This window comes from bacterium (assembly GCA_040755755.1).
Classification (GTDB): domain Bacteria; phylum SZUA-182; class SZUA-182; order DTGQ01; family DTGQ01; genus DTGQ01.
Genome location: JBFLZW010000073.1, coordinates 1 through 20,704, shown reverse-complemented (window position 1 = coordinate 20,704; position 20,704 = coordinate 1). Strand labels below are relative to the sequence as shown.

General features: G+C 48.7%; 16 protein-coding genes and 1 pseudogene. 10 read left to right on the top strand and 7 right to left on the bottom strand.

What is annotated here, in order from left to right; all coding sequences use genetic code 11:
• Positions 1–125: 125 nt before the first annotated feature.
• The 3 genes and pseudogenes from AB1611_20360 to AB1611_20350 all read right to left on the bottom strand — a co-directional run bounded on the left by AB1611_20360 (position 126) and on the right by AB1611_20350 (position 1,773).
• A pseudogene (locus AB1611_20360) lies at positions 126–797 on the bottom strand (site-specific DNA-methyltransferase).
• 3 nt (positions 798–800) lie between these two features.
• Positions 801–1,229 (bottom strand): hypothetical protein, encoded by a 429-nt coding sequence (locus AB1611_20355; protein ID MEW6381936.1) that lies wholly within the window; start codon positions 1,227–1,229, stop codon positions 801–803.
• A 379-nt stretch (positions 1,230–1,608) separates the two neighbouring features.
• Positions 1,609–1,773, bottom strand: coding sequence for a hypothetical protein (locus tag AB1611_20350; protein ID MEW6381935.1), 165 nt, complete (start codon positions 1,771–1,773; stop codon positions 1,609–1,611).
• A 584-nt stretch (positions 1,774–2,357) separates the two neighbouring features.
• On the opposite strand from AB1611_20350, the gene AB1611_20345 reads away from it, so the two are divergent.
• A complete protein-coding gene (locus AB1611_20345) occupies positions 2,358–5,648 on the top strand; it encodes an HAD-IC family P-type ATPase (protein MEW6381934.1) in 3,291 nt (1,096 codons plus the stop codon).
• 8 nt (positions 5,649–5,656) lie between these two features.
• A complete protein-coding gene (locus AB1611_20340) occupies positions 5,657–6,379 on the top strand; it encodes an HAD family phosphatase (protein MEW6381933.1) in 723 nt (240 codons plus the stop codon).
• Here AB1611_20340 and AB1611_20335 read toward each other — a convergent pair.
• Complete coding sequence (locus AB1611_20335; protein ID MEW6381932.1) at positions 6,324–7,208, bottom strand: tetratricopeptide repeat protein; 885 nt, start codon at positions 7,206–7,208, stop codon at positions 6,324–6,326. The two genes, AB1611_20340 and AB1611_20335, sit on opposite strands and share 56 nt — an antisense overlap.
• A gap of 291 nt (positions 7,209–7,499) precedes the next feature.
• Positions 7,500–11,687, bottom strand: coding sequence for a clostripain-related cysteine peptidase (locus AB1611_20330; GenBank protein ID MEW6381931.1), 4,188 nt, complete (start codon positions 11,685–11,687; stop codon positions 7,500–7,502).
• Between the two features lie 1,041 nt (positions 11,688–12,728).
• Between AB1611_20330 and AB1611_20325 the strand changes: the two genes are divergently transcribed.
• Positions 12,729–13,292, top strand: coding sequence for a Maf family protein (locus tag AB1611_20325; GenBank protein ID MEW6381930.1), 564 nt, complete (start codon positions 12,729–12,731; stop codon positions 13,290–13,292).
• Between the two features lie 9 nt (positions 13,293–13,301).
• Here the strand turns inward: AB1611_20325 and AB1611_20320 are convergent, their stop codons facing one another.
• Complete coding sequence (locus AB1611_20320; protein MEW6381929.1) at positions 13,302–13,478, bottom strand: hypothetical protein; 177 nt, start codon at positions 13,476–13,478, stop codon at positions 13,302–13,304.
• On the opposite strand from AB1611_20320, the gene AB1611_20315 reads away from it, so the two are divergent.
• From AB1611_20315 to udp, 5 genes are all read left to right on the top strand, one after another.
• The gene (locus AB1611_20315) at positions 13,471–14,571 is read left to right on the top strand and encodes a hypothetical protein (protein MEW6381928.1); all 1,101 of its coding nucleotides are present in this window, start codon (positions 13,471–13,473) and stop codon (positions 14,569–14,571) included. The two genes, AB1611_20320 and AB1611_20315, sit on opposite strands and share 8 nt — an antisense overlap.
• A complete protein-coding gene (locus tag AB1611_20310; protein MEW6381927.1) occupies positions 14,537–15,598 on the top strand; it encodes a succinylglutamate desuccinylase/aspartoacylase family protein in 1,062 nt (353 codons plus the stop codon). Before AB1611_20315 ends, AB1611_20310 begins: the two co-directional genes overlap by 35 nt.
• 71 nt (positions 15,599–15,669) lie before the next feature.
• Complete coding sequence (gene pckA / locus AB1611_20305; protein ID MEW6381926.1) at positions 15,670–17,244, top strand: phosphoenolpyruvate carboxykinase (ATP); 1,575 nt, start codon at positions 15,670–15,672, stop codon at positions 17,242–17,244.
• 160 nt (positions 17,245–17,404) lie between these two features.
• Entirely contained in the window at positions 17,405–18,328 is a 924-nt protein-coding gene (locus AB1611_20300; GenBank protein ID MEW6381925.1) for an Rpn family recombination-promoting nuclease/putative transposase, read from the top strand.
• A complete protein-coding gene (udp, locus tag AB1611_20295) occupies positions 18,325–19,086 on the top strand; it encodes a uridine phosphorylase (GenBank protein ID MEW6381924.1) in 762 nt (253 codons plus the stop codon). The genes AB1611_20300 and udp overlap by 4 nt, the downstream gene beginning before the upstream one ends.
• An 84-nt stretch (positions 19,087–19,170) precedes the next feature.
• On the opposite strand, the gene AB1611_20290 is transcribed toward udp, so the two are convergent.
• Positions 19,171–19,608 (bottom strand): hypothetical protein, encoded by a 438-nt coding sequence (locus AB1611_20290; GenBank protein ID MEW6381923.1) that lies wholly within the window; start codon positions 19,606–19,608, stop codon positions 19,171–19,173.
• Positions 19,609–19,715: 107 nt separating this feature from the next.
• Between AB1611_20290 and AB1611_20285 the strand changes: the two genes are divergently transcribed.
• Both AB1611_20285 and tnpB read left to right on the top strand, forming a co-directional pair.
• Positions 19,716–20,150 carry a hypothetical protein gene (locus tag AB1611_20285; GenBank protein MEW6381922.1) on the top strand — a complete coding sequence of 145 codons (435 nt, stop codon included), beginning with the start codon at positions 19,716–19,718 and terminating at the stop codon, positions 20,148–20,150.
• On the top strand, positions 20,147–20,506 hold the full coding sequence (tnpB, locus tag AB1611_20280) for an IS66 family insertion sequence element accessory protein TnpB (protein MEW6381921.1): 360 nt from the start codon (positions 20,147–20,149) through the stop codon (positions 20,504–20,506). Before AB1611_20285 ends, tnpB begins: the two co-directional genes overlap by 4 nt.
• Positions 20,507–20,704 lie beyond the last annotated feature (198 nt).

The window sequence follows — 20,704 nt, the reverse complement described above, 5'->3', positions numbered from 1 at the left end:
GCCTGGAAGCAAGCAAAAAGTAAAAAGGCACAAGGAGGAACTTGTTTTACTTTTACTTTTCAATGATATCCTCTGCGTCTCAGCGTCTCTGCGGGAGAATTACTAATTCTTATGTAAGTGCCATTCAGTCTAAGGTACTTTGAGTTACTCTCAGTATTTGATATCTGAAGCAGATTAGATGGAATTGCACCTTCGTTTTTAACTTTGAATCCATATGAAATATCGTGGCCAGATGGACGTTTCTTCGGTTTGTAAAATGCTTCTGGATTCTCTAACAAAGTTTTCATTCTGTCTGAGTAAGGGATTAGCACCTTTTTTACATCGGCCTTTGGTTCCTCTGTTTTTGATAACCACCACACAGTATTTACAGAATCTTTTACCCGTATTTTTCGTTTATTAACCCACTCTATAGGAGATGGAAGTTTTGCAGGATTATACCAGAAAAACTCTTCGGCAAGGTTAAAGCCGCACTCATCACAGAGTCGTATAAGAATACGGTAACTATGCAAAGAACGTACAGGTATTCCTTCCTTATATGCCCCTCCAATATCTAAAACAAAACTCCCGGTCGGCTTTAATACCCTGAGAATTTCAGGACCGAATCTGAGGAGCCAGTCTACATACTCCTCCTGGTCTTCATTCCCATACTCTTTTTTCCTTTGGAGAGCAAAAGGCGGTGATGTTAACACAAGGTCAACAGACGCGGTGCCTAATTTCTTCAATAAATCGTAGGAGTCTCCAACGTAGGCAGTACCATACTCGGTAGAATATAATGGTGTAGGAGTACTATTGAGCATCAATTAAACCTCCTCAAGATTGTATACCCAACTTGATATAATTTTCCAGAGCAGGGTGACTGCAAAATATAATTCAGAGTCTATATTCTTTAAGTCCTCAATTTTTCCAATAAGTTGATTATGTTCAGCATAACCCAGCATAAATGCTACCCATTGCCTTGTGTCAATTGAATCTAATGGGACAATGTCTATTATTTTACGAATATCCAATCGACCCCGTTTACTGAGTGCCCAAGCAATACCCGGCCTTGTTATCTCATCTGCTGATGCAAATTGCTCTAAAACCTTCTCAGTGTTATTTTCTGATATCTTGGCCAGCGCACGGGCTGCTTCAGCTCGTATTTCTTGTGATACATTTTTGGTACCACATGCTCCGATAGCAAGTTTCTCAAGAAAACTAACGTCAGTCTTAAATGCTCTCCCGTTCGGCATCAAAAATGACCTCTGTCTTCCCATGTTTGTGCCATCAATCTCCGTCTGAAATATCTTAACACAAGGCATTACGGAGTCAACTGTGATGGTTTAATAAATTATAAGCAATACCAAAATGGCTTTTCTTTGGTATAAATCAGCTTAAAGAGACTAAAAACTTTGAAAGGCAGGTAGATAGTGGGAAAAAACGTGCTTCATACTGGTATCCACATGGATACCGGCCTGGTCATTATAGGATGGGCCTCTATAATGGATCAGGAATAGCGGGGCCGAGAAATTCCCATAGGGCTCCATTAGGAGTGCCCTGCTTTCCGGCAAGGCAGGCAGCCTCAGCCTATATCATGCCCGGAACCGGTCAAGGCGAGCCGGGTACCGGTAATCAGTTTTTCCGCATTGCTGCCTGCATGAGTCTGAGATACCGCTGGGAAATCTGCTCTCTCTTGAGGGCGGTATAGATTACGTTGCTGAAAAAAGATGAAGCCAGGCAACGGTTGAGCTCTCGATCCATGCGGGACTTGAGGCGGTTTAATTTGGCAGTCGTCATTGCTTGATCCTCTCGAACAGTGAAGATGAATCTTCAGGTGCTGTTTTTAATTACTTTGATTCAGTAGACGATGTTTCTATCAGGAACTTACGTGCTGGCCTGCCCAAAATGAAGCTGATGACAAAAAGGAGGCAATAGGCTATAACTTATTGTTATACATAATATATGTCAAAACAAAATGAAATTTTGCCCTGAACATGGTGCCAGGATTTAATCGCTTCGGCTGGAGAAAGGAAAATCTTCCATCAGGCAGTTCACCTGGAGAATTTTATTATTATATTGATACTTAGCCAAAAGGTGACTTTTTTGATTTATGGCATGATTTATGCGTGTTGAAACCGGGATACATTTAACAGTCAATGTTTATCAGCCAGGTTGAAAATCAGCCCTGTCGGAAGACCTCCCACCAATATGGGAGGTTTTTTTATTGACAGCTCAGGAGGGGGGAAGAAATTACCCTCAATAGGCGATGAAATAAGAAAGTATTGTTTCCCATATTGACGATTTGTGCTATAATTTCAGTTTCCGTTCGGCGATCAGTTTTTTGCCGTCGGCAGGATATGAAGGAGGTAAGTACTCGTACCATGAAAATTTACGAACTGCTTGATTCAGAAAAAATTTCCTGTTTGTCCAAAGTCAAGGATCGGGAAGATCTTTTATCCCGGATCGTTCCGCCATCACTTGCTTTGAATGGCAATGGAACAATTGCGCAGCGGCAGATAATCCAGCAACTCCTGGAGAGGGAAGAGATTTCCTCGACCGGAGTTGGCAATGGTGTTGCCATTCCCCATATCAGGCTCGACGGTCTTAAGGAGCCGGTAGTCAGACTGGCTGTTATCAAAGAGGGTCTTGATTTTAACGCCATTGATGGGAAGCCCTGCAAGATATTCTTCCTTTTTATCACTCCCAGCGACCAGACCTCTACCCATTTGCAGATCCTGGCCAAAATATCGAGCATCCTGGGAAATGAAAAGCTCCGGGCACGTGTGGAACAGGCGGACTCTCCGGAAAAAGTCTACAAAATTCTGGTGGATGAAGAGGACAAGGGAAAATACGGATTCATCAACCTCGACAGGAAAAGTATTTTTGCAGAGCTCCAGACCTCGGAGAATGGGCTGAGCCAGGAAGAGGCAAAAAGGCGGCTGGAGGTTTATGGTCCCAATATCCTGAAGAAGATCAAGCAGACTCCTGTCTACGTCAAGCTCCTGAAAAACTTTATTTCTCTCTTTGCCATCCTCCTCTGGGTTGGCGGGTTCTTGTGCTTTATTCCCGGTGTGGATATGCCGCAACTGGGCTGGGCTATCTTTGCGGTGATCCTGATTAACGCCGTATTCTCTTTCTGGCAGGAATTCAAAGCGGAAAAGGCCATTGAGGCTTTGCAAAAGCTGCTGCCTCAAAAATCCAGCATTCTTCGCAACGGCCAGAAAACCGAGGTTCTCTCTTCAGAGCTGGTGCCCGGTGATATTATTTTCCTTGAGGAGGGAGACAGCATCCCGGTGGATGCCCGGCTGATAGAATCTCACGAAATGCGGGTCAATAATGCAGCCCTGACCGGAGAGTCCCGGCCCATCTACAAAATGTCCGAGCCCATTGAAGATGGAGCGATTCTTTTGTGGACCGAGCTGCCAAATGTGATTTTCGCCGGAACTTCGGTAACATCGGGCAGTGGCCGGGGAGTCGTGATCGGTACCGGTATGAATACGGAAATCGGCAAAATTGCCCGGCTGACCCAGTCGGTCAAGAAAGAGCTGAGCCCGCTCCAGAAAGAAATGGAAAAAATGGTCAATATCATTTCTATCCTGGCCGTTGGCATGGGGATCATCTTTTTCTTCCTGGGAAAGAGCCTGGGCGGGCTCTCTCTGATCGGTTCTTTCATCTTCACCATTGGTATCATCGTCGCCAATATTCCGGAGGGGCTCCTGCCCACGGTTTCACTGGCTCTGGCCATGGGTGTTCAGCGGATGGCCAAGCGAAACGTTCTGATCAAGCAGCTTTCCTCGGTGGAAACCCTGGGCTGCACCAATGTTATCTGCACGGATAAAACCGGTACCCTGACCACAAACCAGATCAGTGTCTGCAAAATTTTTATCAACCAGAAGCTGATCGATGTCAGCGGCACTTCCTATGAACCCAAAGGGGAGTTCCATGATGAGAAAGGGCGGCTGATCACCCCCTCTGACCTGCAGCAGGATCCTGCCTGCCGTCTGTTTTTTACCTCAGCCGTACTGTGCAATAATGCTCACCTTCTCGCTCCCACTTCGCAGACAACCTCCTGGAGGATCATGGGCGACCCCACTGAAGGCTCTCTTATCGTTCTGGCACAGAAAGCCGGGGTGGATACCGAAGCGCTGACAGTGGATTACCTGCGGATCGGCCATCTTCCTTTTGAGTCGATCCGAAAGCGAATGACCACCATCAATCAAACTCCGGATGGCAAAAAATTAGCCTTTACCAAGGGAGCACCCATTGAGACTCTGGCCCAGTGTGATTCGATTCTCATCAATGGCAAAAAAGAAAAACTGACGCCGCAGATGCGTCAGTCGATTACCCGCCAGAACGACCTGTTTGCCAGGGAAGGACTCAGGGTGCTGGCTGTAGCCTGCCGCGAGGACCAGGAACTGTCGTCGTTAACCCATTACAGCAATGAAAACGTGGAAAAATCCCTCACCTTCCTGGCCCTGACGGCCATGATCGATCCCCCAAGGGTTGAAGTACCCAAAGCTATTGCCGATTGCCGCAATGCCGGGATCAAGGTCATCATGATCACCGGAGACTATGGCCTGACCGCCAAATCCATTGCCCACAAGATCGGCATGATTGAAGATCCGGATAACGTCACGGTCATTACCGGCCATGAGCTGTCAGACATGGATGATCAGAAATTGAAGACTATTCTCAAGGGGCCGGTAATCTTTGCCCGTATGGCCCCTGACCAGAAAATGCGGATTGTCTCCTGTCTGAAAGATGAAGGGTATATCGTGGCCGTAACCGGAGACGGGGTTAACGACGCTCCGGCCCTGAAAAAAGCAGACATCGGCGTTGCCCTAGGAATGCATGCCAATGATGTGGCCAAGGAAGCGGCCAATATGATTATCACCGACGATAATTTTGCCAGCATCGTTGCCGGTATCGAAGAGGGCCGGGCTGTCTATGCCAATATCAAACGGTTTGTAACCTATATCTTCGCCAGCAACATGCCGGAGATTATTCCTTTTATCCTCTTTGTCATGTTCAAGATTCCCCTGCCCCTGACGGTTATGCAGATCCTGGCAGTGGATTTGGGCACAGACCTGGTGCCTGCTCTTGGCCTTGGTGTGGAAGCCCCTGAGCCGGGAACCATGAACCGGCCTCCCCGGCTGCAAAACGAGCGGATGATCAATACCAAGCTGTTCCTGAGAGCCTATGGGTTCCTGGGCATGATCGAAGCTGCCCTGTGTATGGTGGGCTACTACTTTCTTTACTGGACCCACGGCCTAAGCTGGGGGACGCTTGTACCGCCGACGAATAACCCGGCCTATGCCTACCCGAACGGACCAGTCTACATTATGGCTACGACCATGTGCCTGGCCGGTATCGTCACTGTCCAGATCGGCAATGTCTTCTGCTGCCGGACTGACCGGGAATCAATTTTCAAGGTGGGATTTTTCAGTAATAAACTGGTCCTTGGCGGTATCATCAGCGAAATCGCTTTAATTTTCCTTTTCGTATATACGCCCTTCTTCCAGAATATCTTCGGTCTTGCTCCCATCGGTCTGAAGGATTGGGCGCTTCTGTTTACCTTTGGCCCGGTCATCCTGCTTTGTGAAGAGGGAAGAAAGTGGCTGGTGCGGCGGCGACAGAAGAGAAATCCCCTGTGCCCCACCACAATGATATAGGAGAAGCGGTGCTTCAAGAGCGCAGAGCCGTGCTATTTGATATGGACGGGGTTATTGTCCATACCATGCCAGACCACTTCCGAGCCTGGCAGGAGATCCTTCGGTCAATCGGCATTCAGGTCGATAAACTCGAGATCTATGCGCGGGAGGGAGAGCCGGGCATGGTAACCCTGTCAGAGCTGCTGGCCAAGTACGGGAAACAATTGCCTCTGGAGGAAAAGCAGCATCTTGTACAGCAAAAGGAGAGCCTGTTTAAAAAGATCGCCTCTCCAAGCCTGTTTTCCGGGGTTGAGGATTTAATTCAGGAGATCAAAAAGCGGGGATACCGGCTGGCCCTGGTTACCGGGACATCTCAAAATGAGGTGGATTCCATCCTCCCTGCCCGGTTGAGCAGCCTTTTTGAGGTTATCATCACTGGCGACAGGGTCAGACGGGGAAAACCAGCCCCTGACCCCTATCTTGCAGCGCTTGAGAAGCTGAATATCAGGCCCCATGAGGCGCTGGTTATCGAAAACGCTCCCTATGGCATTCAGGCGGCCAAGGGAGCAGGACTGCTCTGCATAGCCGTAACCACTTCCCTGCCCCGCGAGTATCTTCAGCAGGCGGATGTGATTCTTGATTCCGTGCAGGAAGTACGAGAATTACTTTTCGGCCAGGCAGCGAAAGATGAAAAAACTACTTCCGGGCCAGACATTGCAGATAAAGATCGTTCAAAGATCGGGAAGGCTTGAAGCCGCTTCTTTTAGCCTGCCCGAAATTCTGCACGAAAAGGTCTTTGCGGTCCTTAAAATAGTAGCACAGCCCAAGCTCGGCATAAATCATCATCTTGGCGGTGCTGAGGGAAAGAGCCCTGGTCAGAACGTCGATGGATTTGTCAATCTCCCCCTTCTGACGGTACTTGATTCCCAGGTTGATAAGCTCCCCCGATTTTCCTGTCTCCTGTTGACCGAGCTCCTTTTCCAGACTGATAATGTCGAGTTCAATATCCCGCTGGACCTTTTCCAGTTCCCTGTCCTCCGGGGACTCCGCATGGGAGATGCCTGCGGTCCGGCCTTCAATCCGCCCCTTCCCGCTCGCTGGAGCAGTCTTGCCGCCTGTCTGCCTGGACTTGAGGCCCTTATACTCGGCCCATATCTGGTTATAGAACTCCTTATCAACAGGCTGGCCCAGGGATTCGGCCAGTTTGATGTAATCCATGGCTTCCCGTAATCTTCCCGTCACGTAACAATCCTGCGCCAGATTCCTGAGCACGGTGCCGACTTCAGGGTCAAGCCGGATAACTTTTTGATATGCCTCGATAGCTTCAGTGAACCTGCCCTGGAGGTCATAGATAATTCCCTGGTTATAATAGCCTTCGGCGTAGTTTGGATCTTCCTGTGTTGCTTTCTGAAAAGCTGGCAGTGCCTGGTCGTAATCTCCCTGATCGAACAGGGAAATTCCGTTCTGAAAATACCGGCTGGCCGGATTGTCAGCATTGATTGTATCATCAGCCAGACTAACCGAGGAAATTGTTAAAACAGCCAGGAGGAGAGCAGGAATAACAATCTTTTTGTTCAACATGGCAATATTCCTACCAAATAAGAGGTTTGAAGGGTTGAAAAATGGTTAAATTGATAATGCATTATAATTCAGTAAATTTGCCATTGTCAATAAAAAGCTGAATCGATAAACTTTCCACCTTTATGTTCTTATCGGCTGACTTGTTCGCCGGATTCAGGTTTTGGGGCGAGATAATTAACCCGGCAATGTCAAAATAAAAACGTACCCAATTGACATGAGTCAATTGGGTACGTTGCAATAAGCACTCCAATGTTTAGTCGAGATGCTGAAATGTCTCTTTTCCGCTAATCCTTACATTGGAGGTAAACTGTTGGCAAACTCTCCCGTCAGTGGCCGATAATTGCCGTCTACCGTCTGCGGGCTGCTGGTGAAGGTTCCATCCCCATTGGACAGCCACAGCTCATCGGCTCCGGTACCAGCCTGATACCAGAAGATATCGGCCATGCCGTCAGCATTGAAATCTCCCAGGATCCGCTGATAGTTGCCACCCACCGTTTGCGAGTGGGCAGTGAAGGTTCCATCGCCATTGGACATCAGCAGTATAGCGGCCACGGTACCATCTTGTTGATACAGGAAGATATCGGCCTTGCCATCGCCGTTAAAATCTCCGGCGAGAGGACGATAATTTTCGCCAATGGATACAGGAGAAGTCACGGTAAAGGTGGCATCCCCATTGGATGTCCACAGCCAGTCAGCTACACTGCCAAGCCCGTAGAAGAAGATATCGGCTTTTCCGTCGCCATTATAATCTCCGACGGCGGTTCTGCAGTTAAATTCATCCATATCCTGCCAGATCCTGGTAAACGTTCCATCGCCATTGGACGAGAATAGCCAGTCGCTTCCGGTGCCAGGCTTGAAGAAGAAGACGTCGGTATCGCCGTCACCATCATAATCACCCGCCAGTGGCTGATAGTCGCCATCGACAAAGAGTGGAATCGTGGCAAATGTCCCATCGCCATTGGATAAAAATACAAAATCGGCACCTTCGCCGGGACAATACCAGAAGATATCCGTTTTGCCGTCACTGTTAAAATCTCCCGTGAGCGGTTGGTAGGTTCCATCGATAAAGAGATCCTCGACGGGAGGAGGAGAGAATGTCCCGTCACCATTGGCAAAATAGATATAATCACTGTCATTACCAGGCCGATACCAGAAAATATCCGTGAGACCATCGCCGTTAAAGTCACCCGTGAACGGCGGATTATAGGTCAAATAGATTTGCTGCGCGACATTGGTAAACGTCCCATCACCATTGGCCACCCACAAACTGTCAGGCGCATGACCGGATTTGTACCAGAAGATATCGGTTGCAACCGGCGACGGAGGAATTCCCGGTGTGTAGAGAATGGAGTCAGCATCGGTGAGCTCTGTGTTGCCGTTATGGATTGAGAGACAATAATGGCTTCCATCCCCGGCGGATATCCCGATAGTAGGTGAACCAGTCCAGCCGGCTATGCTCGTGTTTCCACTTCCGTAATTGAACTTAATCCGGCCATCAGCATACAGGATCACTTCAACATTGATAGAGCCACCGTCTGTATATTCCACGCCTTCCCAGCGAATGCAGACCGAATCGGCTGACGGCTGGTGAATATAAATATCGCCAGTTGTTACTATGTCTGTCCACAGCGGGGCGATTCGCACGTTGCTGATCAGCTCTTCTGTGGAATTAGTATAATCAGCAGAGGAGCTTGCAAAATCGAGGAATCCATTCGAGCAGACATTGACCGTAGTATAGCTCACGCCATAGAAGGGGAAAGCAAAGGGCAAAGTATAAGACCAACTCATATCATCAGCATTCCAGCCCTGGCCGGTTCCATTGCCAAGGAAGGTGTGCGGCAGGATAGCTTCGGTATGGCCGCATTCAGGTTCCGTCCATGACACCAGGTTTTCACAGAAGTCGTACAGATCAATGTGTTGAGGATAGTAAAACTCTTGGGCGCCCGACCGGGCTAAGGCAATCCATGACCCTGACATTGAGGCATAAAAATCAGCCAGAAATTCTTCCCACAAGGTGTCTGCGGCAAAATTGATATTTGAGCCATTATAGTCAGGATCAAAATCACCCTCGTATTGCGGGAAGTAAATGGCCAGACCATGAGCACCTGGCCAGGATGAGCCATGATGTTCGTCAATCACCGTCTGATCGATCTCGTCCTTTACCAGTTGAGCGGCGTCTTTCACTGCCTGCTGGTCAGTAGCCCAGGAAGCCATCATGGTATCCGCTAATGAGCTGACAAGGCCAGCCAGGCTATCGAGGTGAGCTATATCGATTGCTGCCATCGTCATATCATTACCATAGGACTCATAATAACGGTCAACGATGGAAATGCCAAGAGCCGATGCATCCCAGGCAGGATTACCAGCCAGATCAGAAAGGATGGTGTCATAAGGCCAGCCAGTTCCCGGCTCGGTTTCCTCGGAGCCGACCATGACACTTACTCCGGTATCCTTTACCTCGTAGGCGACCTCGATCATCGACATCAGACAGGCATCGAAACCGAGCAGGTTCATATCGCCACTGGCTGCATCGAGAGCTTCACGGAGTTCCTGGGTATACAAGACGCCCCCGTCGGTATCGTCCCAGCACACTGCCTTATACGCAGGATGAGCCTTCTTCTCTTCCTCAAGCTTCAGGAGCATCTTCTTTATCTTAGCCCGCTCACGTTCTGTTCTCGCCGCTTTGAGGGAAGCCTTAAGGGCCAATTCTCTTTCACGCCATCCGCCTCCATGATTCCAGAGAATCAGAGCATACTGGCTGGCAGGATAATTAGCTATACCCCAATCAATGAAATCTCTCAGAGTCCCTAAATCTCCCATATCGACTTCTCCGAGGTCCTGGAGAGCATTGGCAGCGGTTGGTGTCATGCCTGGTGTCAGCCGGTATCGTTTGCAGGTAGTCCAGTCATCATAACTGGAATCATATTCCCCTATCCGGTCAAACTGGACAAGGATATTGATTGCCGAGCTGCTCCCGACACTCGCCATTTCCAAAAAGTCGGCTATCCCGAATTGCTCTAAATTATTGTCTCCATCGAGGTAAACCATGAAGGTCCATTCAGCTTCTTCTGGTGGGGGTGGGGTGCCCGGCGTGTACAGAACGGAATCGGCATCGGTGAGGACGGTGTTGCCATTATAGGTCGAGAGACAATAATGGACCCCATCTCCGCCCGATATGCCGATAAGGGGAGTCCTGTACATTGAATTTCCACTCCCATAGTTGAACTGAATGCGACCGTCCTGATACAGGATCAGCTCGACGTTTATGGAGGAGCTGCTGTAACCCCATTCACAACCTTCCCATCGGATGCAGACAGAATCGGGTGTAGGCTGATGAATATAGATATCGCCAGGCCGTGTGTCCAGGTCAGCCCAAAGCGGGGCGATCCGGACGTTGTTAATCAGCTCTGCTTCAGAAGGAGTAAAATCCCCACTGGGGGTGACAAAATCAACGAATCCATTCGAGGAAACATTTACCGATGTATAGGTCTGGCCAAAGAAGGGGAAAGTAAAGGGCAGGGTATAAGGCCAGCTGTTATCATCGCTATTCCAGTCCTGGCCGGTTCCGGTTCCAAGGAAGGTATGCGCAATGATCTCTTCGGTATGGTCACATTGAGCTGGTACTATAGTGGTCAACTGTGAATTAGCTACACCAAAATCCAGATCATTGGCATGGCCTGTATATGCAATCCAGAACGTCCCGTCACCATTTGGCCCGTCTGTTGCGCCCCAGCTATTCTTGCAGAGCCAGGCACCTTTTTCATCGTCCCAGCCAATGATCGGGACCATGTGGCCACCTCTCAAGTCATTCACGGTGTTCGTATAGACCGCTCCCGGGGAAGCATAAGCCCAATAAGTGAAGAAATCATAATGCACACGAAATCCCAGACAGGCAGGTCCATCGATAGTGACGGTAGACTTGATTTGATCGATACTGGAGGCATCTACCGTATAGAATCCCGTTGTGTGATAGGGCAGAGTACTGCAGCTACTTTCCAGATTACTGCAGGATACGGTAGTATAGGTTGGACATGAGGTGGTGTAGTCAGGATAGCCGGTACAACTTTCTTGCATAGGGCTATGGGTTTCCCAGAATCGTAAGGTATCCAAATAGCCGCCGCAGCATCCAAAATTATCAGTATCGCACGCTACCTGCTGCTCCTCGGAGATATCATAGGAAGATCCTCCGGCTATGAGTATCTTTGACTCGAGAACTCCCACAACACAAAAAGCCCAGCAGCTCCCACAGTAGCCCTGGTCCTTGGCCGGAGTCACCATTCCCAGATCTGCCCAGTTGAAGTATGAGGGAAATCTGAGTTTAGATGGTGGATAATCAAAGCGTTTGATAGTCTGATTATAGTCAGCGGGTTTGCCTAAATACCCTAGCGGCCTTTCCAGGGCTGAAGTGGCAGCGAGGGCTGTTCCCCATAATCCCAGAGACAACAAGATAACCATAATCCCTATACTGATTCTTTTCATTCTGGTCTCCTTAACTTAATCCCTTAAAAACCCTGAATTTCCTTTTACAAGTAAGGATTGCAAAAGGATTGTGATAATAAGATAAATAAGGTGAATAAAACGAGGCACACAAGATGCTTTATCTTTTGGTTTTACTCCATAGCTATTCCTCCTGTTTAAAAGTTATAAGACTGGCTCATGAGATAACCTCGCGTTCTTACCAGGCGAGGTACCTTGAGCATGGGGGTTCCATTTCTGCATCTGATTTCTCCAACTAACAACTAACAACTATATGATGCACAACCGTAGAGCTTGGAAGGGTCTGAAGTACTCTTCTGGTTCGTAAGGAGAACCTTTTTGATAGCTTCATTATGACAAGAGGAGGACTGTAAGCCCCATTTATCGATTCCCTAATTAACTTCGATAGTATGAAGCAAATACTATACCAGCAATAAAAAATATTATATATTTATTTTATATAATCTAAGATTTTATTTTAATTAATTATAATTATATATTATGTTAATATAAATAATTATGATTATAATATTATTTATTTATTAAAATATGCCCAGTATATTATGTTAACTTTATCTATTTTATTAAAGATAGTTTATTAATTTTATTTATAAATAATATATAAATATATAAATTATTTAAATAAAAGATATATAATTATCCATATTATTCTCGATTCCAAGAGAAGTATGAAAAATTTTGCATGTTAAAATAATATTTCTTTATAAGTTACAAAAAGTTAACAAATGAAAAATATTTCATAATAATATTTGCAGGGGCGGCCACAGGGGACCTGTCCCTCCAGAGAGGATACAGGTTGCCTTAAAAGATGGGGAACATCCGTTCAAGGCACGCAAAGGTTGAAAAAAGATACCATATCATCTATACTACCCACCTGAGAGAGCAAAGCAGGACACATACAGACCAATAGGTATGACTACCGGATGAAAAACCAGAGAGCGGGATACCACTATTATAAAAATACCTTACGATATCAACCGGATTAACCTCATAAACCGGATCAGGCACAAGCTCGGCGATGACTTGCCTCTTATCCTGGCTTCGGCATCCCCGCGCCGCAGGGAAATCCTTAACCTTTTGGGTTTGAGATTCATTACTGTTCCCAGCCATGTGGAAGAGAAGGACATGCCGGGGACCCCGGAGGAAAAAGCACGCCTCTGGGCCATGCTCAAAGCTGAGGCTGTAGCCGGTCGAGCATCCGGCGGGGTTATCATCGGGGCCGATACCATCGTCGTCCTCGAAGATCGAATCCTTGGGAAACCGCAAAGCGAGCGGGAAGCCGGGGAAATGCTCGGCCAATTGAGCGGCCGCACTCACAGGGTCATTACCGGTCTTGCTCTTATCAACATGGTAAACGGTCAGCGAATCCTCGAGTCTGTCGAATCAAAGGTTTCTTTCCGGGCTTTAAGCAAGGATGAGATCGACAGCTATATTGCCACCAAAGAGCCGATGGACAAAGCCGGAGCCTATGGCATCCAGGACAGGGGCGCAAACTTTGTTACCGGCGTCGAGGGGTGTTATACCAACGTCATTGGTCTTCCTGTTACCTGCCTGCTCAAATCCCTGGCCAGATGCCTGCTCGTCTAGGAGAAGCTATCAGTTTTCAGTTTCTTCCTGACTCCTTCTTTCCTGACCACTGACCACTTGCTTTTCCTGGCCACTGACCACTGTCTTACTGACCGCCTCTTCGCATCTTCCCGCCTTGACATCCAGGAATATTCGCGTATAATGAGCGCTGATTATATAATAATCAGGAAATCTATCTATGCTCACGCGCTATCATATAGATATTCTTTCCTCTTCGACCCGGCGGGTCTATTCGCTTTCATCCCTCCAGGCAGTCGATTCTGATTATGGCTGCAATCCGGAATGCGGAGATGTGGTCATTGCAGAAATTTCCGAGCTGGGCCAGCACACCAGATTCGAAGAGCCGGGGGGCAAGGAAATTCCCCTGCAGGTTGGCAATGTGGTTGCTGTGGTCTTGGGCCGACGGTATTCAACACGGGAATTTTACGGAGAAATCCCCGGAAAACTCACGCGGGGCGCACAGTTTGACCTTCTCAATATCGGAGGAATTGCGGGTGAGGTTTTGAGCCGAAACGTCCTGGCCAGGATTCCGACCAGGCTAATCTATCTTGGCCATGCCATTGATGATCGCGGGCAGAAAATGAATACCGCGCACTTTGGGATAGACGCTGCCGGTGGCGAGCCAAAGCCTGAGCGGTTCCCCCTCACGATTATTGCTGTTTTTGGTGCCGATATGGATTGTGGCAAGACGCTGACTGCCGGGCGGATGATTAACATCCTGAGCGCTCATGGCTTTAAAGTCGGCGGGGGGAAACTCACCGGGACTTCCCGGATGAAGGACATTCTCTGGATGAAAGACCGCGGCGCTCATCTTGTCCTCGATTTTATGGATATCGGGTACCCATCGACTTACCGGTGCTCGTTAGCGGAACTTGAGCATATTTTCAAGGTCTTCGAAGGGTACTTCAGCCAGAGTGGCTGTGAATTCTTAGTCATGGAAGTAGCGGATGGAATATTTCAGCGGGAAACCGAGATGGTCTTCCATTGTCCGGCTATCATGAAGGATATTTCCCTGCTGGCCTTCGCTGCCGGTGACAGTGTCAGTGCCTATGGGGGAATATGCTATTTGCAGCAATCCTGCGGCCTTGTGCCTGACTTTGTATCCGGTCTGGTTACAGCCAATTCCCTTTCCAGGGCGGAGCTTGACTCCAAACTTGAAGTACGGTTCCTGGACGATACCCAGGAATCGAGAACTGGTTTTATGAGCATTATCAACCAAAAATTTACCAAACAGAGAAAATCATATGGCGACACCCCAGGATCCACTATTTACTCCTAATCCGGGGATCAAAGAATACCGGAGGTTCACTATTGCCGAAAATGCCTACCGGCAGGAGATATTTCTCGGTTTTTTCGGCATCTATGGATGCCGTCCCGGTCCAACGCTGCTGCTCAACGCAGCGGTCCACGGCAATGAGGTGGTCGGGGTTGAAGTCATCAGAAAGCTGGTTGAAAAGATCGACCCGCAAAATCTCTGCGGGAATATCCTGGCCATCCCGGTTGTCAATCCGATGGGTTTTAATGCCGGAGACAGGTGGGATCCTTTCGACCGGCAGGACATGAACCGGGTTTTCCCCGGAGACAGGAACGGAACCCTGACCGAGCGGGTAGCCCATTTCTTTTTTGAAAAATTCGTTCCCCGGGCCGATTATATCATCGACCTGCATTCAGCCGAATTTCCGGACGAGATGATTCCCCATATCCGCCTTCGCCGGGAATCAAGCGGGGACGAGACCCATAATCAATTCATGAATTCTACCGGCATCAATGTTATCTGGCAGGGCCCGGCTGTCAATGGCATGCTGCAGGTCGAGGCAGCCAGGATCGGTGTCCGGTGCCTGACCATCGAGATCGGTGCAGCAGGCCTGATCAACAGCGGCAATGTCAAGGTAGGGCTGTCTGCCTGTGAGAACGTTATGAAAGTTCTGGGCATGATTAAAGGAAAGGCCAAGATTCCCAGGTTCCAGATCCTGCTGAAATCGAACGAGGAATGGATCCGCAGTCCAAGCGGCGGGATCTTCAAGCCGGACATCCGCCTTGGCCAAATGGTTCGGGAAGGGCAAAAAATCGGTGATATCATGGATCCCATGAGCTTTCATTCCGGCAATATTCTCTCTCCCCTCGAAGGCATTGTTACCGGAATTACTCACCAGTCTATCATCCGCTCCGGAACCAGGCTCTGCATGGTTGTTCCTTTCAATCACGAGCGCAAGGATCAGCATTCCCTCTATATCGATCACTTGCCCAACGCTCAGATGGTCGAGAACGACCTCTGGCAAACTATAAAAAAAAGTGTTGAAAATTGAAAGACAGTGGTCAGTGGTCAGTGCTCAGAAATACAAATTCTTCGTTATACTACCAGAGAACGGAGGTATCTATGAAGTTAGTGCAGGAATTGGATCAACGCTACGGCATCCGGAATATTGGCTATGTTTTCCGCAACTTATCTCCCGCTTACCTTGTGGAGATGTCACTGCGCAGGGGTGAAGGATTTCTGGCTGCCAATGGGGCTTTGTGCGTGAGAACCGGCCAGCGGACAGGGCGGTCCCCGCAGGACCGCTACATCGTCGAAGGCTCTCCCTACCATGACAGAATAGACTGGGGCAAGCGCAATGTTTTGATTACCCGGGAAACCAGGGACAAGCTCAATCAGGCCATCAAGGTCAATATTCAAAACCGTGACCTTTTCATCTTTGACGGCTACGCCGGAGCCAAAAAGGCTCACCGGATACCCTTACGGGTCATTGCCATCAAGGCCTGGCATGCCCTGTTCGCCCATCATCTCTTCATCCGGCCTGCGGAAAAGGAACTGGAAGGGTTCCAGCCGGAGTGGACCATTATCAACTGTGCCGATATGGAAGCTCCCCAGTTAAAGGAACTGAACTCCAAGGTGGCGGTCGTGGCCGACCTGAGCGAAAAGCTGGTCTATATTATCGGAACTGCCTACGGCGGTGAGATGAAGAAAATCATCTTCTATATCTGTAACCTCCTTTTGCCTGAGAGAAACGTTCTGAGCATGCATTGCAGTGCCAATGTCGGACGCAATGGCGATGTGGCCATTCTCTTTGGCTTGAGCGGCACCGGCAAAACCACGCTGGGAGCTGACCCTGAGCGCCGGCTGATCGGAGATGACGAGCATGGCTGGGATGATGAGGGTATTTTCAATCTGGAGGGAGGATTATATCCCAAATACATCCGGCTTCAAAAAGAATCTGAACCGATGATCTGGAACTCCACCACCTTTGGTTCCATTCTGGAAAACGTCATTGTGGATGAAAAGAGCCGGATACCCGATTACAACGATATATCCATTACCGAAAATACCCGCGGGGCCTTTCCTATTCATTATGTCGAAGGTGCCGTACCTGACGGGATCGGAGACCACCCCCGCAACATTTTCTTCCTGACCTGTGATGCCTATGGTGTACTCCCCCCCATCAGCAAACTCGAACAGGGCCAGGCACAATACCATTTTATCTCCGGTTACACGGCCAAGGTCGCCGGTACGGAAGTAGGAGTGGTGGAGCCCCAGGCCGACTTCTCAAACTGCTTCGGCGCACCCTTTCTCCCCCTGCCCCCTTCCGTTTACGCCACCATGCTGGGAGAAAAGATTACCAGGCATAAACCCCAGGTCTGGCTGATTAATACCGGCTGGACCGGCGGTCCCTATGGAGTTGGATCAAGGATCAAAATTGCCTACTCCAGGGCCATGATCAATGCTGCCTTGCGGGGAGATCTGAACGAGGTGGAGTACAGGCTTGACCCGGTCTTTAACATTCTGGTGCCCCAGGACTGCCCGAATATCCCAAAGGATATTCTGGATCCAAAGACCACCTGGTCCGATAAGAACGCCTATGACCAGCAGGCAAAATCCCTGGCTGAGAAATTCCGGAAAAACTTCGCCCGCTTTTCCGGCGTGGATCACCTTGTGCAGTACGGTCCCAGGGAGTGAAAGATAGAAGGCAGTGGCCAGTGGCCAGTATACAGGATTAGTGACCAGATGGATTGTCAAGTTATCTCTTGTTATGGTACGAAGAGTTAGCTATGATTATAATAACGGTGAACTGGTGAAATAGCTCATACTTAATCATTTACCAGAGAGTGGGGTAAGGATGCGTTTTCTCAATCCCAAGACGGATTTTGCCTTTAAGAGGATATTTGGAAGCTCGGAGAGCAAAGATATCCTGATATCGTTCATCAATGCCATGCTGCGTTTCAGCCCGGAGCACGAGATTGTTGATCTGACGATCATCGATCCGTATCTGGCACCAAAGATCAAGGGGATGAAGGATACCTATCTGGATGTCAAAGCCAGAAGCAGGGATGGCCGGGAGTTTATTATCGAAATGCAGGTATTGAATGTAGCTGGCTTTGAAAAGCGGGTGCTCTACAATGCAGCCAAGTCTTACTCCACGCAGATCGAGAATGCGGAAAAATACCTGAACCTCAACCCGGTCATAGCCATCACCATTACCGATTTTGTCATGTTTCCCAAAACCGCTCAGATCATCAGCAGCTTCCGCCTCATAGAAAAGGATGAATTCTTTGAATATAAAAATTCGGACCTTGAGCTGGTATTCATTGAGCTGCCCAAGTTTACCAAAACCGACGAGCAACTTGGCGATATTACCGATAAATGGATATACTTCCTCAAGGAAGCGGGTTCGCTGGATTTTATCCCCCGGACTCTGGCAGTTGAGCAGCCTATATCTCATGCCTTCCAGATAGCCAACAAAGCCAACCTGACCCGTGAAGAACTGGATGACCAGGAGCGGAGGGAGATATTTATCCAGGACCAGCGAGGGGCGATAACCAAAGCTATCGAGCAGGGCCTTGAGCAGGGAATACAACAGGGAATACAACAGGGAATACAGCAGGGGATGGCCGGGAATTTATACCATCTCTACCGCGAAGGGATACTCACCAGCGAACAGGTGCGGGCACAGCTCGAAAAGCTGCATGCAAGCCAGTCTCTCAGTGAAGAGATTTATCAGGAATTCGTCAAGAGAATCTTGCAGGATGAGACCACCTCATGAAAACGGTCTACCATCTTAAACTCCACCAGGAGATGCTGGAGGGAGCAGAATTTGCTCTCCTGCCGGGTGATCCCGCACGGGTGGAAAAGATCGCCCTCTCGTATGACCGGCAGGCCAGGCATCTTGCCAGTCATCGGGAATTCACCTCATTTCTGGGCTACCTGGATACGGTTCCCGTACTGACCATGTCCACAGGCATTGGCGGGCCATCGACAGCCATTGTGGTCGAAGAACTGGCCATGCTCGGAGTGGACACCTTCATCCGCATCGGCACAACCGGCGCTATCCAGAAAAATATTCAGGTGCAGGATGTAATTATCACCACCGCTTCGGTCCGGCTGGATGGCACATCAACTCACTACGCACCGATCGAATACCCTGCCGTGGCCCATTACCTGATCGTTCAGGCCCTGGTTGCTGCCGCTCGGTCATTGAATATACCCCACCATGTCGGTATCACTGCCTCCTCCGACAGCTTTTATCCCGGCCAGGAACGGTATGATTCCTTTTCCGGCAGCGTCATCAGGAAGTTTCAGGGGAGCCTTAAGGAGTGGCAAACGCTGGGAGTTTTGAATTACGAGATGGAATCGTCGACGCTCTTCACCGTTTGCAGCGCTCTCGGACTTCGCGCCGGATGCATCAGCGGTGTCATCGTCAACCGGGTGGTCGAAAACCAGATCCAGGAGGATGCAATTTCTCCGGCTGAGGAGAAAACCATGCGGGTGGCTGTAGAAGCCCTGAGAAGGTTAGTAAAGTAGTAAGTATGTATTCCAAGCATAGGAGAGAAAACATCCTGTTTTCTTTAAAAGCCATCTCCTCATACCGGGCTGATGAAAAGATGATCATGCTACCTTCCTGGATTGATCCGGTTTTTGTTCCGTTTTTTCAGAAGGTGCAAGTGCCTTTCTTCTCTTTGCTTGCACAGATTGTCCAAGTTTTTCCTTGCACCAGATAAGGATCTTTTTTGTGGGAACCGTTTGTAAAGCTTTTTGAATAACCTCTTTGGTCGTTGTGGAAACTATAGCACCAATACTCAGTGCAAGGGCAGTGAACCCACTCCTTGCCTGATCTTGTTCCAGTCGCTTCAATTTTCCAAAGACCGATTCAATCACTTCGCTACTTCCCAAAAGGCGCTCATCTGGTTTGGCCTTTAATGATTGCTCCGCTACGAAAGCAATAAGCTGGTCATGGGCCCTTTTTGCCCTTTCGGTATGAGCCACCGGGGCCAGAAGTTTCTTAAGGTCATGGGCAAGACCATGCGAGAGACCCTGTTTTCTCACCGTGCTTTCCGCTATGGTTGTGTCCTTCCGGCAAGCCTGCATGAAAATTGAATAAGAATGCATTATCATTAGGTTATCCAACAGACTGAGATAAGGGAGGATAGCCTATGAAACAAGAATACCTACCAGTGGTTAAGCCAACCATAGAGGAAATCCAGGAGCAGTTTATAGCATGGCGTAATACCAGGAGGTGCCGCGAGCGGGTGCCAGAAGCGTTGTGGGAGGCAGCGGTAAGTCTGGCAAGAGACTATCCTGTTGGCCGGATATCCACAGTATTGAGGCTGAATCACAGAGAACTCAAGAGGAGGGTTCAAGCCAGCAGTGGTAATGAGTATCGGGAGGAAGGGAGGTCTTACCATTTTGTAGAGGTTGCAGTAAGCAGGCCAGAGTCTGATGAGGTAAGCAAGCCGGAATCTGATACCGAGTATGTGATGGAGATGGAAGACCAGAAGGGAGGCAGACTGAGGGTACATCTCAAGGGAGGAGGAGCTAACTTTAATCTTTTGGAAATAGCTAAAGCATTTTGGGGGAGAGACACATGATCCAGCTCACCCCTCAGATGAGGATATTGGTAGCGGTAGAAGCAGTGGATTTTCGTCGAGGGATTGATGGTCTGTCAAGGGTATGTCGGCAGGTGATGGGGGCTGATCCCTTTTCGGGATGGGTATTTGTATTTCGCAATCGCAGAAGGACAGCCATAAAGGTGTTAGTATATGACGGGCAAGGGTTTTGGCTATGCTGTAAGCGGTTGTCGAAGGGAAAGTTTAGCTGGTGGCCCAATGAGAGTGGGAAGGTAAGCTCACTGGCCGCTCATGATTTACAGCTTCTTATCTGGAATGGCAATCCGGAGAGTGCACAAGTAGCACCTATGTGGAAGCAGATTCAGCTACCTGGATGAAATCTTTACGCTGAGTAAGGTGTTTATACTGTACGCTATACGCATAAAAAGAGGTACGTTATTGCATCGTAACAGCAATTCAGAGTGAGGAAAAATAGGGGTAAAAACATAGCAATATTGAGGAGATAGAAAAACATTCTCAAGAAATTTTTCGGATTATTTTGCTTTGATTGAAGGGATTTTTGTGATAAATCAGGG

Coding starts and splice junctions, on each gene's coding strand:
- AB1611_20310 (MEW6381927.1), top strand. CDS start 14,537: ATGGCGACACCCCAGGATCCACTATTTACTCCTAATCCGGGGATCAAA.
- AB1611_20285 (MEW6381922.1), top strand. CDS start 19,716: ATGAAACAAGAATACCTACCAGTGGTTAAGCCAACCATAGAGGAAATC.
- AB1611_20345 (MEW6381934.1), top strand. CDS start 2,358: ATGAAAATTTACGAACTGCTTGATTCAGAAAAAATTTCCTGTTTGTCC.
- AB1611_20300 (MEW6381925.1), top strand. CDS start 17,405: ATGCGTTTTCTCAATCCCAAGACGGATTTTGCCTTTAAGAGGATATTT.
- AB1611_20315 (MEW6381928.1), top strand. CDS start 13,471: ATGCTCACGCGCTATCATATAGATATTCTTTCCTCTTCGACCCGGCGG.
- AB1611_20350 (MEW6381935.1), bottom strand. CDS start 1,773: ATGACGACTGCCAAATTAAACCGCCTCAAGTCCCGCATGGATCGAGAG.
- tnpB (MEW6381921.1), top strand. CDS start 20,147: ATGATCCAGCTCACCCCTCAGATGAGGATATTGGTAGCGGTAGAAGCA.
- AB1611_20330 (MEW6381931.1), bottom strand. CDS start 11,687: ATGAAAAGAATCAGTATAGGGATTATGGTTATCTTGTTGTCTCTGGGA.
- AB1611_20355 (MEW6381936.1), bottom strand. CDS start 1,229: ATGCCGAACGGGAGAGCATTTAAGACTGACGTTAGTTTTCTTGAGAAA.
- udp (MEW6381924.1), top strand. CDS start 18,325: ATGAAAACGGTCTACCATCTTAAACTCCACCAGGAGATGCTGGAGGGA.
- AB1611_20335 (MEW6381932.1), bottom strand. CDS start 7,208: ATGTTGAACAAAAAGATTGTTATTCCTGCTCTCCTCCTGGCTGTTTTA.
- pckA (MEW6381926.1), top strand. CDS start 15,670: ATGAAGTTAGTGCAGGAATTGGATCAACGCTACGGCATCCGGAATATT.